The 13,077-nt window shown below is 71.1% G+C and carries 15 protein-coding genes; 4 read left to right on the forward strand and 11 right to left on the reverse strand.

Going from position 1 to position 13,077, the window contains the following annotated elements; translation table 11 throughout:
* Positions 1-113: 113 nt before the first annotated feature.
* On the forward strand, positions 114-1,964 hold the full coding sequence (locus GON04_RS03645; RefSeq protein ID WP_157398326.1) for an ABC transporter ATP-binding protein: 1,851 nt from the start codon (positions 114-116) through the stop codon (positions 1,962-1,964).
* Positions 1,951-2,523, forward strand: a complete 573-nt coding sequence (locus GON04_RS03650) for a DNA-3-methyladenine glycosylase (RefSeq protein WP_157396621.1) — start codon at positions 1,951-1,953, stop codon at positions 2,521-2,523. The genes GON04_RS03645 and GON04_RS03650 overlap by 14 nt, the downstream gene beginning before the upstream one ends.
* A 256-nt stretch (positions 2,524-2,779) precedes the next feature.
* On the opposite strand, the gene GON04_RS03655 is transcribed toward GON04_RS03650, so the two are convergent.
* The 3 genes from GON04_RS03655 to GON04_RS03665 form a co-directional block, all read right to left on the reverse strand.
* Positions 2,780-3,367 carry a hypothetical protein gene (locus GON04_RS03655; RefSeq protein ID WP_157396622.1) on the reverse strand — a complete coding sequence of 196 codons (588 nt, stop codon included), beginning with the start codon at positions 3,365-3,367 and terminating at the stop codon, positions 2,780-2,782.
* Positions 3,368-3,548: 181 nt separating this feature from the next.
* Entirely contained in the window at positions 3,549-4,187 is a 639-nt protein-coding gene (locus GON04_RS03660; protein ID WP_157396623.1) for a 3-oxoacid CoA-transferase subunit B, read from the reverse strand.
* 9 nt (positions 4,188-4,196) lie between these two features.
* A complete protein-coding gene (locus tag GON04_RS03665; protein WP_157396624.1) occupies positions 4,197-4,892 on the reverse strand; it encodes a CoA transferase subunit A in 696 nt (231 codons plus the stop codon).
* Between the two features lie 100 nt (positions 4,893-4,992).
* Here GON04_RS03665 and GON04_RS03670 point away from each other — a divergent pair, with 100 nt between their 5' ends.
* Positions 4,993-5,538 (forward strand): PAS and helix-turn-helix domain-containing protein, encoded by a 546-nt coding sequence (locus GON04_RS03670; protein WP_157396625.1) that lies wholly within the window; start codon positions 4,993-4,995, stop codon positions 5,536-5,538.
* Between the two features lie 11 nt (positions 5,539-5,549).
* Here GON04_RS03670 and leuD read toward each other — a convergent pair whose 3' ends face one another.
* The 7 genes from leuD to GON04_RS03700 form a co-directional block, all read right to left on the reverse strand.
* On the reverse strand, positions 5,550-6,164 hold the full coding sequence (gene leuD / locus GON04_RS03675) for a 3-isopropylmalate dehydratase small subunit (RefSeq protein WP_157396626.1): 615 nt from the start codon (positions 6,162-6,164) through the stop codon (positions 5,550-5,552).
* A 2-nt stretch (positions 6,165-6,166) separates the two neighbouring features.
* The gene (gene leuC / locus GON04_RS03680; protein ID WP_181653868.1) at positions 6,167-7,597 is read right to left on the reverse strand and encodes a 3-isopropylmalate dehydratase large subunit; all 1,431 of its coding nucleotides are present in this window, start codon (positions 7,595-7,597) and stop codon (positions 6,167-6,169) included.
* Positions 7,594-8,133 carry a ribonuclease E activity regulator RraA gene (gene rraA, locus GON04_RS03685; protein ID WP_157396627.1) on the reverse strand — a complete coding sequence of 180 codons (540 nt, stop codon included), beginning with the start codon at positions 8,131-8,133 and terminating at the stop codon, positions 7,594-7,596. Before rraA ends, leuC begins: the two co-directional genes overlap by 4 nt.
* A 1-nt stretch (position 8,134) precedes the next feature.
* Positions 8,135-8,572, reverse strand: a complete 438-nt coding sequence (locus tag GON04_RS27015) for a Bug family tripartite tricarboxylate transporter substrate binding protein (RefSeq protein ID WP_255481811.1) — start codon at positions 8,570-8,572, stop codon at positions 8,135-8,137.
* The gene (locus GON04_RS27020) at positions 8,569-9,114 is read right to left on the reverse strand and encodes a Bug family tripartite tricarboxylate transporter substrate binding protein (protein ID WP_255481812.1); all 546 of its coding nucleotides are present in this window, start codon (positions 9,112-9,114) and stop codon (positions 8,569-8,571) included. The genes GON04_RS27015 and GON04_RS27020 overlap by 4 nt, the downstream gene beginning before the upstream one ends.
* A gap of 100 nt (positions 9,115-9,214) precedes the next feature.
* Complete coding sequence (locus GON04_RS03695) at positions 9,215-10,117, reverse strand: LysR family transcriptional regulator (RefSeq protein WP_157398328.1); 903 nt, start codon at positions 10,115-10,117, stop codon at positions 9,215-9,217.
* A 13-nt stretch (positions 10,118-10,130) separates the two neighbouring features.
* Positions 10,131-10,781, reverse strand: coding sequence for a DedA family protein (locus tag GON04_RS03700; RefSeq protein ID WP_157396628.1), 651 nt, complete (start codon positions 10,779-10,781; stop codon positions 10,131-10,133).
* A 48-nt stretch (positions 10,782-10,829) separates the two neighbouring features.
* Between GON04_RS03700 and mutL the strand changes: the two genes are divergently transcribed.
* A complete protein-coding gene (mutL, locus tag GON04_RS03705) occupies positions 10,830-12,665 on the forward strand; it encodes a DNA mismatch repair endonuclease MutL (protein ID WP_181653869.1) in 1,836 nt (611 codons plus the stop codon).
* Positions 12,666-12,677: 12 nt separating this feature from the next.
* Here mutL and GON04_RS03710 read toward each other — a convergent pair whose 3' ends face one another.
* Complete coding sequence (locus GON04_RS03710; protein ID WP_157396629.1) at positions 12,678-13,076, reverse strand: VOC family protein; 399 nt, start codon at positions 13,074-13,076, stop codon at positions 12,678-12,680.
* Between the last annotated feature and the right edge of the window lies 1 nt (position 13,077).

Raw genomic sequence — 13,077 nt, forward strand, 5'->3', positions numbered from 1 at the left:
AAAGCGGGAGCCGGAATCTACTGTTCATTTATACAGTAAACTGCCGCCATCGATTGTGCGAATTCGCCACTGCCGGCCCTGCCTTCGCAAGGCCTGTGGCATCCTTGCGCCCCTTGTTCCGCCGCTTCGAAGCCCTCCTCCACCCCTACCCCGCCGCCGAACCGGCCCTGCCGCCGAAGCGCTTCGTCGCGTTCGTCTGGGCCTGCACCGAGGGCCTGCGCGGCTACATCGGCTGGCTCGCGTTGCTGTCGGCCAGTGTGTCGGCCTACGAAGCCCTGCTGTTCTCCATGCTGGGCCAGATCGTCGACTGGCTCGGCCGCGTCCAGCCGGCCAGCCTGTGGCAGGCGCACGGCCCGATGCTCCGGCTGCTGGCGGGCGTGCTGCTGGCCAGCATCGTGCTGATCGCGATGCAGACCATCGTCAAGCACCAGACGCTGGCCATCAACTTCCCGCTGCGGCTGCGCTGGAACTTCCACCGGCTCATGCTCGGCCAGAGCATGGCGTTCTACGCCGACGAGTTCGCCGGCCGCGTCACCACCAAGGTGATGCAGACCGCGCTGGCGGTGCGCGAGATGGTGTTCACCACCACCGAGGTGATCATCGGCATCGGCGTCTACTTCATCTCGCTGGTGCTGCTGGCCGGCGGCTTCGACCCCCGGCTGATGCTGCCCTTCCTGGGCTGGCTGGCCTGCTACGCGGTCTCGGTCTGGTACTTCGTGCCGCGCCTGGGGCGCATCGGCAAGAAGCAGGCCGATGCACGCGCCATGATGACGGGGCGCATCACCGACGCCTACACCAACATCCCCACCGTCAAGCTGTTCTCGCACACCCACCGCGAGGCCGGCTTCGCGCGCGAGGCGATGCAGGAGTTCCAGGCCACCGGCTACCGCCAGATGCGGCTGGTGAGCGCCTTCGAGATCGTCAACCACGCGCTGGTGGTCGGGCTGATCCTGGCGGTGACCGGCTACTCGCTGCAGCTGTGGTCGCAGGGCGAGGTGGGACCCGGTGCCGTGGCCGCCGTGACGGCGATGGCTCTGCGCATCAGCGGCATGTCGCACTGGATCATGTGGGAGATGGCCTCGCTGTTCGAGAACGTCGGCACCGTGCAGGACGGCATCGGCACCCTCACCCGGCCGCGCGCCGTGGTCGACGCACCCCAGGCCCGGCCGCTGGAAGTGCCGCGCGGCGAGGTCCGCTTCGAGGACGTGCGGTTCGGCTACGGCAAGCCCACCCCGGTCATCGACGCCTTCGACCTGGTGGTGCGGCCGGGCGAGCGCATCGGGCTGATCGGCCGCTCGGGCGCCGGCAAGTCGACGCTGGTCAACCTGCTGCTGCGCTTCTACGACCTGGACGGTGGCCGCATCGTCATCGACGGCCAGGACATCGCGGCCGTCACGCAGGACAGCCTGCGCGCCCACATCGGCCTGGTGACGCAGGACACCTCGCTGCTGCATCGCTCGGTGCGCGACAACATCCTGTACGGCCGGCCCGGCGCCAGCGAGGCCGAGATGGAACTGGCCGCGCGCCGCGCCCACGCGCACGAGTTCATCGTGCACCTCAGCGATCCCCACGGCCGCCAGGGCTTCGATGCCCATGTCGGTGAGCGCGGGGTGAAGCTCTCGGGCGGCCAGCGGCAGCGGGTGGCAATCGCGCGCGTGATGCTCAAGGACGCGCCCATCCTGCTGCTCGACGAGGCCACCAGCGCGCTCGACTCCGAAGTGGAGGCGGCCATCCAGGCCAGCCTGGACGAACTGATGCAGGGCAAGACCGTGATCGCCATCGCCCACCGGCTGTCGACCATCGCGGCGATGGACCGGCTGGTGGTGATGGACCAGGGCCGCATCGTCGAGGAAGGCGACCACCGCAGCCTGCTGGCGCTGGGCGGGCTGTATGCCCGGCTGTGGGCGCACCAGAGCGGCGGCTTCCTGGGCGAGTCGGACGTCGAGGTCGATGCCTACGCCTAGGGCGCTGGGGCCGCACGATTTCGCTGGCGACGCGGTGGTGGTGGCGCAGGCGCTGATCGGCGCGACGCTGCTGGTGGATGGCGTGGGCGGCCGCATCGTCGAGACCGAGGCCTACGACCGCGAGGATCCGGCCTCGCACAGCCACAGCGGCCCGACCGCGCGCAACCAGGCCATGTTCGGCCCGCCCGGACGCGCCTACGTCTACCGCTCGTACGGCATCCACTGGTGCCTGAACTTCGTCTGCCGGGAGGACGGCCACGGCGCCGGCGTGCTGATCCGCGCCATCGAACCCACCCACGGCCTCGATGCCATGCGCGTGCGGCGGGGCCTGCAGGACGAGCGCCTGCTGTGCGCCGGCCCCGGGCGGGTCGGCCAGGCCCTGGCCATCGCCCACGGGATGAACGGCCACCGGCTGGACCGTCCGCCCTTCCAGGTGTTCGCCGCCCCCGACCCGCCGCCGATCGTGGCCGGCCCGCGCATCGGCATCAGCAAGGCCATGGACGTGCCGTGGCGCTTCGGCTGGGTCGGCTCGCGGTATTTGAGCCGGCCGTTCCGCTGATCAGGGCTGTTTCTGGAGGCGCGTCATTGCGGGCTTGACCCGCAGATCTCGTCATTGCGGGCTTGACCCGCAGATCTCGTCATTGCGGGCTTGCCCCGCAATCCATCTCCCGAACGTGGTTCGGGTGCGACCTGGTTCCGGAGATGGATGCCGGGTCAAGCCCGGCATGACGATTCTGGGGGGTGGGGTCAGCGTGACGTTGTCAGGCCCGAGCCCGGCATGACGACTCTGAAGGTGGTCACCGGATGAGAGGCGACTACCGCCGGCCCCCCTGCGCCGGCAGTTGCACCGCCTGCGGGGGCCGCGCGTCGCCCGGATACACGCGCGGCCGGTTGGGTCCGGCGCCCACGACGGGGGCGGGTACCAGTCCGGAATCGGCCAGGCCATTGGGTGGCGGACCGGCGGGCGCGCCCGGTGTGGGACCCGCGCCCATCGCCGTCGTCGCCGATTCCTGCAGGCCCGAATCGGTCACCACCACGCCTGGGCGCATGCTGTCGGGCCGGTCGGGGACCACCACGACGCCATTGCCGAGCGTGGTGTGCGGCAGCCCCATGGCCTTGGCGGTGGCCGCGTCGGTCAGCAGCGGCGAGCGGCCGGTGGTCGAGGGCCGCTGGAGCTGCCGCCGCGTCTCGTTCAGGCGCGGGCAGCCGGCGTCGTCGCCGAACACCATGTGGCCGCCCGGCCAGCGCGCATCCACGGCCTCGCGCAGCGGCTGGGTCATGTCGACCGGCGGCACCTGGGCGTTGTAGACCAGGGTGTTGGTGCGGTCGTAGACGGTGTAGCAGGCCATCGCCGGCACAGCGGCGAAGCAGGCCAGGGCCACGAAGGCGAAGCGGGTGTTCATGGGGTGCTCCCCGCGGCCGGCGGCCGCCATGGGTGCATGGTCGGCAGCGCCGGGGTGGCTCAGCGCAGGCGGATAACGGCAGCCGGTGTCAGCCGCCTTCCATGGCGTGTCACGCCACGTTACCGGTGTGGCGGCGCGTGTCGGGTTTCAGCCCGGCGGCAGCGCTGCTGCCGCGTCGGCGTCACTGGCGCAGCGTGACGCCGGTCTTGGCCTGCACCTGCTCGAACGTGACGCCGGGCGCCAGCTCGATGAGCTTGAGGCCCTGGGGCGTGACGTCCATCACCGCGAGGTCGGTGATGATGCGGTCGACCACGCCCACGCCGGTGAGCGGCAGGGTGCACTTGGGCAGGATCTTCAGGTCTTCGCCGCCGTCCTTCTTGCGCGCCACGTGCTCCATCAGCACGATCACGCGCGGCACGCCGGCCACAAGGTCCATCGCGCCGCCCATCCCCTTGACCATCTTGCCGGGGATCATCCAGTTGGCCAGGTCGCCGTGCTCGCTGACCTGCATGGCGCCCAGGATAGACAGGTTGATCTTGCCGCCACGGATCATGGCGAAGCTCTCGTGGCTGCCGAAGATGGACGAGCCCTTGATGGTGGTGACGGTCTGCTTGCCGGCGTTGATGAGGTCGGGGTCGACCTCGGCCTCGGTCGGGAACGGGCCGATGCCCAGCATGCCGTTCTCGGACTGCAGCCACACTTCCTTGTCGCCGGTGAAGTTGGCCACCAGCGTGGGGATGCCGATGCCGAGGTTCACGTAGAAGCCGTCCTCGAGTTCCTGGGCCGCGCGCGCGGCCATCTGGTCTTGGGTCCAGGGCATGGTCTCTCCTTAGGAACGGACGGTGCGCTTCTCGATGCGCTTCTCGGGGCTGGCGTTGAGCACGATGCGGTGCACGTAGATGCCGGGCAGGTGGATGTCGTCGGGGGCCAGCTCGCCGACCTCGACGACCTTCTCCACCTCGACGATGCAGACCTTGCCGGCCATGGCGGCGGCCGGGTTGAAGTTGCGCGCGGTCAGGTTGAAGCGCAGGTTGCCGCTCTTGTCGGCCACGTCGGCCTTGACCAGCGCCACGTCGGGCACCAGCGAGCGCTCCATCACGTAGGTCTCGCCGTCGAACTCGCGCAGCTCCTTGCCCTCGGCCACCATGGTGCCGACACCGGTCTTGGTGAAGAAGGCCGGGATGCCGGCGCCGCCGGCGCGCAGCTTCTCGGCCAGCGTGCCCTGCGGCGTGAATTCGAGCTCGAGTTCGCCGGCCAGGTACTGGCGCTCGAACTCCTTGTTCTCGCCGACGTAGGACGAGATCATCTTCCTGATCTGGCGCGTCTGCAGCAGCTTGCCCAGGCCGAAGTCGTCGACGCCGGCATTGTTGGAAATGGCGGTGAGGTCCTTGGCGCCGCTGTCGCGCACGGCATCGATCAGGGCCTCGGGGATGCCACAGAGGCCGAAGCCACCGACGGCGAGCAGCTGGCCGCTGCGCACGACGCCGTCGATCGCAGCGGCCGCAGAGGGATAGAGCTTGTTCAAGAGGAGTCTCCTTCGCGGAACCTGGCCGGGCGGGGTGCCGGCGAACCCGGCTACGATACTACCTATGTTGCTACGTAGTTTTGCCTAGGGAACGGGCCCGATGGACGTCGATTACCGCCTGGCCTTCGACCTCGCGCCTGTCGGGCTGTGCCTGTCGCGCAACCGCGCCATTGTCGACTGCAATCGCCAGTTATGCGAGATGTTCGGCTTCGCGCGGGAGCTGCTGATCGGCCAGTCGTTCATGACGCTGTACCCCACTCCGGACGAGTACGAACGGCTGGGCGCGCGCATGGCCCCGATCCTCAATGCCAAGGGCCACTACGCCGACGACCGCATCATGAAGCGCGCCAACGGCGAGGTGTTCTGGTGCCACGTCACCGGCCGCGCGCTCAACCGCGATGCGCCGCACGAGTCCGGCATCTGGTCGTTCGAGGACCTCAGCTCGCAGCGCCCGGTGAAGGCCGAGCTCACGGCGCGCGAGCGCGAGGTGGCGGCGCGGCTGCTGGAGGGCATGACCTCCAAGGAAATCGGCAAGGCACTGGCGATCAGCCACCGCACGGTGGAGATCTACCGCGCGCGCCTGATGCGCAAGTACAAGGCCAACACCACCGCCGACCTGGTGCACAAGCTGACCGCCGGCCAGTAGCCCGCCGCTGCTCACGCGCGTGTGGCGGCGTCCTGCAGGTAGCCGCTCTCGAACCGGCGGATGTCGTCCGCCATCTCGAGCGTCAGGCCCACCGCGTCCAGGCCGCGCAGCAGCATCGACCGGTGCCGCGCATCGAAACGGAACGGCAGGATGCAGCCATCGCCCGCGGTGGTGATCGTCTGCGCCTCCAGGTCGACCGTCATCTGGCACCGTTGCGGGTCGGCGGCCAGCGCGAGCAGGCGCTCGGCCTCCTCGGCCGGAACGCAGATCGCCGGGACCCCGTTGCGGATGCAGTTGTCCGCGAAGATGCCGCCGAAACTGCTGCCGATGACGCAGCGCAGGCCCAGCTGCAGCATCCCCCACACGGCGTGTTCGCGGCTGGAGCCGCAGCCGTAGTTCGGGCCGGTGACCAGCAGCCGCGCCTGCGTCCAGGGCGCCCGGTTCAGGACGAACTGCGGTCGCGCACGGCCCTGCTCGTCGAACCGCAGGTCGTGCAGGAATCCGCCGGCCAGCCCGCTCTCGCGGTCGACGCCGCGCAGGAACTGCTTGGGCATGATCTGGTCGGTGTCGAGGTTGGCCATGGGCAGCGGCGCGGCCGGGCCGGTGAGGGTTCGGAACGGTTCCATGGTCACTCCTGGGCGGGCAGCAACCGGCGCACGTCGGTGAGCGCGCCGCGGACGGCGGCCGCGGCCACCATGGCCGGACTCATGAGGTGGGTGCGCGCGCCCGGGCCCTGCCGGCCCTCGAAGTTGCGGTTGGTGCTGGAGGCGCAGCGGTCGCCCGCCCCCAGGTGGTCGTCATTCATCGCCACGCACATGGAGCAGCCCGCCTGGCGCCATTCGAAACCGGCCTCGCGGAACACCTGGGCCAGGCCTTCCGCCTCGGCCTGGGCGCGCACCTGGGTCGACCCGGGCACGACCAGCGCCCGGACACCGGCCGCCACCCGCCGCCCGCGCAGGACGCGTGCGGCGTCGCGCAGGTCGTCGATGCGGCCGTTGGTGCACGAGCCGATGAAGGCGTGGCTGATGGCCAGCCCGTCCAGCCGCTCGCCCGGCTGCAGCCCCATGTACGCCAGCGCCCGCTCGGCACCGCGTCGCCGGGTCGGGTCGCGCTCGGCCGCCGGGTCGGGAACGGCGGCATCGATGGTGGCGCCCTGGTCCGGGCTGGTGCCCCACGTGACCATGGGCGCGATCGACGCGGCGTCGAGCGAGACGGTGCGGTCGAACACGGCGCCGTCGTCGCTGCGCAGCGTGCGCCACGCCGCCACGGCGCGATCCCACGCGGCACCCTGGGGGACGCGGCGGCGGCCGTGCAGGTAGGCGAACAGCGCGTCGTCGGGGGCCACGATGGCGCCGCGCGCGGCCGCCTCCACGCTCATGTTGCACAGGGTCAGGCGGCCCTCCACGCCGAGCGCGCGGATCGCCGGCCCGGTGTACTCGATCACGTGCCCGCCGGCGCCATCGGCGCCGATCCGCCGGATCAGCTCGAGGACCAGGTCCTTGGCGCTGACGCCGAAGCCGAGCCGGCCGCCGACCTCGACGTTCATGGTCTTCTGCACCGTGTAGGTCAGGGTCTGGGTGGCCAGCAGGTGCTCGATCTCGCTGCTGCCGATGCCGAACGCCAGCGCGCCCATGGCACCGTGGCTGGTGGTGTGGCTGTCGCCGGCGGCCATCACCATGCCCGGCAGGACCAGGCCCTGCTCGCTGGCCACGATGTGCTCGATGCCCTGGCGCGCATCCAGCATGTCGTACAGCTCGATGCCGTGCCGCGCGCAGTTGGCCGCCAGCGTGCGCACCTGCAGCGAGCGTTCGGCGTCGGCGATGACCATGGTGCCGGCGTTGCGCTCGGGGGTGGTCGGATTCACGTGGTCGACCACCGCGATGGTGGCGGACGGGCGCCAGACGCTGCGGCCGGCCGCGTGCAGTGCGGCGAAGGCCTGCGGGCTGGTGTACTCGTTGAGGACCTGCCGGTCGACGTAGAGCAGGACCTGGCCGCCCTCGCCGAGCCCGCGCACGGTGTGCGCGTCGACGATGCGGCGGTACAGGGTGCGCGCGGTCACCGGGCGGAGGCCGCGTAGGCGGCGGTGGCGGCGACGACGTCGTCGGTGCGGATGTCGCTCTCCGTCAGCCCCTCGGGCAGGAGGATGACGCCGTCCTCGTCGGCCACCAGGCGGCGGCCGGGCACGAAGGTGACGCCGCCGAACGTGACCGGGACGTCCACCTCCCCGCGACCGGTGCGCTCGCCGCGCTTGGGAACGGTGCCCAGCGCCTTGACGCCGATGTCCATGGCGTCGATCTCGACGCCATCGCGGATCGCGCCGTGGATCACCAGCCCCGCCCAGCCGTTGCGGCTGGCCACGGCGGCCATCACGTCGCCGAAGATGGCCCGTGCCATCGAACCGCCGCCGTCGATCACCAGCACCTGTCCCTGCCCCGGCTGGTTGACCAGGTCGCGCATCAGGGCGATGTCCTCGTGGCAGCGGATGGTGCGGATGGCACCGGCGAAGGCCCGGCGCCGGCCCCAGCCGCGCAGGGGCAGCGCGCAGGGCTCGGCCTGCTCGCAGGCGTCGCAAAGGTCGGAAGTCTTCAGGCTCATGTCAGTCCAGGGTGATCCCTGCCTCCTTCACCAGCCGGGCGTAGGCGGCGCTGTCCGAGGCCAGGAAGCGGGCGAAGTCCTCGGGCGAGCCGCCCAGGATCTCGCCACCCTGCGAGGCGATCTTCTCGGCCACGTCGGGTTGCCGCAGGATGGCGGCGATCTCGCTGTTCAGGCGCCGGGTGAGGTCGGCCGGCATCCGCGCCGGGCCCATGACGGCGAACCACTGCTGCATCTCGGCATTCTTCACGCCCGCCTCCTCCATCGTCGGCACCTCGGGCAGCATCGGCGAGCGCTTGGCGCTGGTGACCGCCAGCAGCCGGACCTTGCCCGCCCTGGCGTGGGCCATGACGTTGGGCGGGCTCTCGAAGTTCAGGTCGACCTGCCCCGACAGCAGGTCCACGATCGCCTGGCCGCTGCCCTTGTACGGCACGTGGGTCATCTGGGTGCCGGTGGCAAGCGGGCGGCGGCCAGGTGCTGGGCACTGCCGCCGCCGGACGAGGCGTAGCTCAGGCCGTTCGGCTTGCTCTTGGCCAGGGCCACGAACTCGCCGACGGTGCGCGCCGGCAGGCCCGCCGTCACGGTGAGCAGCAGCGGCGTGTTGGCCACCAGGATGATGGGCGTGAAGTCCTTGACGACGTCGTACGGCAGCTTGGGGTACAGCGCCGGCGCCACCGAATTGGAGTTGCTGTGCGCCAGCAGCAGGGTGTAGCCGTCGGGCCGGCTCTTGGCGACCAGGTCGGCGCCCAGCGTGCCGGCGGCGCCGGGCTTGTTCTCGACCACCACCGGCTGGCCCAGGCGGTCCGACAGCTTCTGGCCGATCAGTCGGCCCAGGACGTCGGTGAAGCCCCCGGGCGCGAAGCCGACCACGATGCGGATCGGCTTGTCGGGCCACTGCTGGGCGCCGGCGAACGGGCTGGCGCCGGCCAGCGCCAGGGCGAGGGCTGCCAGCGCGTGGCGGCGGCCGAAGGTGGGAATGAGCATGGGTTGTCTCCTCTGATCTCTGGGAACGGGGCGATGGTGGCGGCCTGCCATGCCCGCCACCATCAACGGATGGCCAAGGGGCCATCGCCAACTGCGAAGACTACTGCCGGCGCTGCTGCGCGCAGCGCTGCAGGTGCTCGACCAGGCGCCGGGCCGCCTGCGGGAGCTCGGCCTGGGCGCGCACGCAGAGCGCCAGCTCGCGGCGGGCCCACGGCTCGGCGAGCGGCACTTCGCACAGGTTCAGCCGCTCCACGAACAGCCGCACCAGGCCGGTCGGCGCGATGGCGATCCCCAGGCCGGCGGACACCATCAGGCACAGGGCGTCGTAGCCAGTGACGTGGACCCGCAGCCGGACCGCCCGGCCGCTGCTGGCGGCCGCCTCGGCCAGCTGGCTGTTGATGGCGCTGCCGGTGCGCAGGCCGACGAAATCCCAGTCGAGCAGGTCGGCCAGCCGCAGGCTCCTGTGCGCGGCCAGCGGATGGTCGCGGCGCAGCACCACGGCCAGCTCGTCCACCTCGTAGGGAAGGATCTCGACGCCCTCCCCCTGCGGCGGACGGATGCAGATGCCGACGTCGGCCGCGTTATCCGCCACCGCCCGGGCCGTGACGGCGCTGTTGCGCTCTTCGAGGTGCAGCCGCACCTCGGGGTACTCGGCGGCGAACGCGGCCAGGTCCTGCGGCAGGAATTCGGTGATGGCGGAGATGTTGGCGAACAGCCGCACCTCGCCGCGCGTGCCGGTGGCGTAGTCGAGCATCTGCGCATGGACGCCGTCGAGCGCATGCAGTGCCTGGCGCGCCAGCCGCAGCAGCGCGACGCCGGCCGCGGTCGGCTCGACCCCCTTGTGGCTGCGCGTCAGCAACTGGGTGCGCAGCGTGCCCTCGAGTTCGGTGATGCGCTTGCTGATGGCGGCGGCGGCGATGTGCTCGCGTTCGGCCGCCTTGCCGATTCCCTGCTCCTCGACGACCGCGATGAAGAGCTTCAGCGACAGGGGATCCAGCGGCAGGGGCACGCCGGACTCAGGCGGAGGGCGCCGGCTTCAGGCGCGCCCGGATGGCGCCGAAGATGACCACCAGGCCGGGGATGAGGATCATGGCCCAGATGATCTTGTCGAGGTTTTCCTTCACCCACGGCACGCTGCCGAAGAAGTAGCCGGCGGCGACGATGCCGCCCACCCACAGGCCACCACCGGTGACGTCGTAGAGCGTGAACTTGCTGCGCGTCATGCGCGCCACGCCGGCCACGAACGGCGCGAAGGTGCGCAGGAACGGCATGAAGCGCGCCGCGATGATGGTGAAGCCGCCGTACTTCTCGTAGAACGCATGGGCCTGGTCGAAGGCGCGGCGGTTGAAGAAGCGCGACTGCTCCCACTGGAACACCTTGGGCCCCACCTGGCGGCCGATGGCGTAGTTGCTCTGGTTGCCCAGCACGGCCGCGGCCCACAGCAGCGCGATCGACGTGCCGAGATCCATCAGGCCCACGCCGCACATCGCGCCGACCACGAACAGCAGCGAGTCGCCCGGCAGGAACGGCATCACCACCACGCCGGTCTCGACGAAGATGATCAGGAACAGCAGCGCGTACACCCAGGTGCCGTAGGTCGCCACGAAAGTCTGCAGGTGCTTGTCGACGTGCAGGATGAAATCGATCAGGAAAGCCGCGTACTCCATGGCGGGCGATTATCGGCCCGGGCGGGCGCGCTCCTTAGAATCGCGGGCGTGAATGCAGTGCTCCATCCGGACCATCGTCGTCCGATCCGCGACCTCCCCGACGAGTTGATCAGCCAGATCGCGGCCGGCGAGGTGGTGGAGCGCCCGGCCTCGGTGGTGCGCGAGCTGGTCGACAACGCACTGGACGCCGGCGCCACCCAGGTCACCGTCCGGCTGCTGGCCGGCGGGGTGCGGCTGGTGTCGGTGGAGGACGACGGCGGCGGCATCCCGCGCGATGAATTGCCGATCGCGTTGCGCCGGCACGCCACCAGCAAGATCGGCAGCCTGCAGGACCTGGAGCAGGTGGCCACCATGGGCTTTCGCGGCGAGGCGCTGGCCGCCATCGCCTCGGTGTCCGAGCTGTCCATCCTCTCGCGCACGCCCGGCCAACCCAGCGCCTTCCTGCTCGATGGCCGCAGCGGCGAACTGCGGCCGGCCGCGCGCGCCGGCGGCACCACGGTCGAAGTCAAGGAACTGTTCTTCAGCACGCCGGCGCGCCGCAAGTTCCTCAAGACCGACGCCACCGAGCTGGCCCACTGCATCGAGGCCGTGCGCCGCCACGCGCTGGCCCGGCCCGAGACCGGCTTCGCGATCTGGCACGAGGGCAAGCTGGTCGAGCAATGGCGGCCCGCCAGCCGCGACCAGCGCCTGGCCGACGTGCTGGGCGAGGACTTCCTGGCGCAGAGCGTCGCCATCGACCAGGTCGTGGGGCCGGTGCGCGTCACCGGCCGCGCCGGCATCCCGGATGCCGCCCGCTCGCGCCCCGACCACCAGTTCGCCTACGTCAACGGCCGCTACGTCCGCGACAAGGTGCTCACGCATGCCGCGCGCAGCGCATACGAAGACGTGCTGCACGGCCAGCGGCAACCGGTGTACGCGCTCTACCTGGACATCGAGCCGTCGCGCGTCGACGTGAACGTGCACCCGACCAAGATCGAGGTGCGCTTCCGCGATGGCCGCGAGGTACACCAGGCGGTGCGCCGCGCCGTCGAGGCCGCCCTGGCCGCGCCGCGCGCCGCCGCGCTGGACGTGGCGCCACCGCTGTTGCCCCCGGACCTGCCCCAACGCCCCACCGGCCAGCCCGCCTGGTCGCAGCCGCGCATGGCGTTCGATGCGCCGGTGGGCCAGCCGGTACGGGACCTGTCGGCCCTGTGGCAGCCGGCTCCCGCGCCGCTGGCCGCCGAGGTGCCCGCCGCGTTCGCCCCGGCGCCCGCATCGCAGGCCGTGGCGGCACCGGCGCTGCCCGAGGGCGACTGGCCGCTGGGCCGGGCCATCGCCCAGCTGCACGGCATCTACATCCTGGCCGAGAACCGCCAGGGCCTCATCGTGGTGGACATGCATGCGGCCCACGAGCGCATCGTGTACGAGCGGCTCAAGGACCAGCTCGAGGCCGGCGCCGAGACGGCGCTGGCCAGCCAGCCGCTGCTGATCCCGGCCACCTTCGCCGCCACGCCGCAGGAGATCGCCACCGCCGAAGGCGCGGCCGATGCGCTGCGAACGCTGGGCCTGGAGATCACGCCGTTCTCGGCCCGCACCCTGGCCGTGCGGGCCGTGCCCACCACGCTGGCGCACGGCGACGCGGTGGAACTGGCGCGCAGCGTGCTGGCCGAACTGGCGCAGCACGAGGCCAGCACGGTGGTCCAGCGCGCGCGCAACGAACTGCTGGCCACCATGGCCTGCCACGGCGCGGTGCGCGCCAACCGCAAGCTCACGCTGGACGAGATGAACGGCCTGCTGCGCCAGATGGAGGCCACCGAGCGTTCGGACCAGTGCAACCACGGCCGCCCGACCTGGCGGCAGCTGACGGTGCGCGAACTCGACGCGCTGTTCCTGCGCGGGCGCTGAGGCCCGCCGGCCTCAGGGGCGTGCGCCCTTCCACCCCGAGTGGGTGATGTCGAAGATGATGCCGTCCTTGTCGGTGTACTTCTTCTCGTAGTACTCGGTCGACTGCACGTCGGGCACGTCCTGGAACAGGGTGGCGCCGTGCTGCTCCACCTGCCGGCTCTGGGCCGCGAGGTCCTCGCAGATGAAGCCCATGTGGTGCAGGCCGACGAAGTCCTTGCCGCGCGGGCCGGCCGGGGCGTCGGTGCGGTATTTCAGCAGCGCCAGGCTCACCGTGCCGTCGGACAGGTAGACGCCGGTGGCGGTGGCCGAATTGGCCTGGCCGACGATCTCGAGCCCGAAGGCGTCGCGGTAGAACCGGGCCGACGCCTCGGGGTCGGGGACGGACAGGGCGATGTGCCGGAGCTTGGCCATG

The organism is Ramlibacter pinisoli (assembly GCF_009758015.1).
Taxonomy (GTDB): domain Bacteria; phylum Pseudomonadota; class Gammaproteobacteria; order Burkholderiales; family Burkholderiaceae_C; genus Ramlibacter; species Ramlibacter pinisoli.

Bases quoted from the DNA above. Each gene is read 5' to 3' on its own strand.
- GON04_RS03670 (WP_157396625.1), top strand. From the start codon at position 4,993: ATGGACGTCGATTACCGCCTGGCCTTCGACCTCGCGCCTGTCGGGCTG.
- GON04_RS03700 (WP_157396628.1), bottom strand. From the start codon at position 10,781: ATGGAGTACGCGGCTTTCCTGATCGATTTCATCCTGCACGTCGACAAG.
- GON04_RS03650 (WP_157396621.1), top strand. From the start codon at position 1,951: ATGCCTACGCCTAGGGCGCTGGGGCCGCACGATTTCGCTGGCGACGCG.
- GON04_RS03660 (WP_157396623.1), bottom strand. From the start codon at position 4,187: ATGCCCTGGACCCAAGACCAGATGGCCGCGCGCGCGGCCCAGGAACTC.
- GON04_RS27020 (WP_255481812.1), bottom strand. From the start codon at position 9,114: ATGCTCATTCCCACCTTCGGCCGCCGCCACGCGCTGGCAGCCCTCGCC.
- leuD (WP_157396626.1), bottom strand. From the start codon at position 6,164: ATGGAACCGTTCCGAACCCTCACCGGCCCGGCCGCGCCGCTGCCCATG.
- rraA (WP_157396627.1), bottom strand. From the start codon at position 8,133: ATGAGCCTGAAGACTTCCGACCTTTGCGACGCCTGCGAGCAGGCCGAG.
- GON04_RS03710 (WP_157396629.1), bottom strand. From the start codon at position 13,076: ATGGCCAAGCTCCGGCACATCGCCCTGTCCGTCCCCGACCCCGAGGCG.
- GON04_RS27015 (WP_255481811.1), bottom strand. From the start codon at position 8,572: ATGACCCACGTGCCGTACAAGGGCAGCGGCCAGGCGATCGTGGACCTG.
- GON04_RS03655 (WP_157396622.1), bottom strand. From the start codon at position 3,367: ATGAACACCCGCTTCGCCTTCGTGGCCCTGGCCTGCTTCGCCGCTGTG.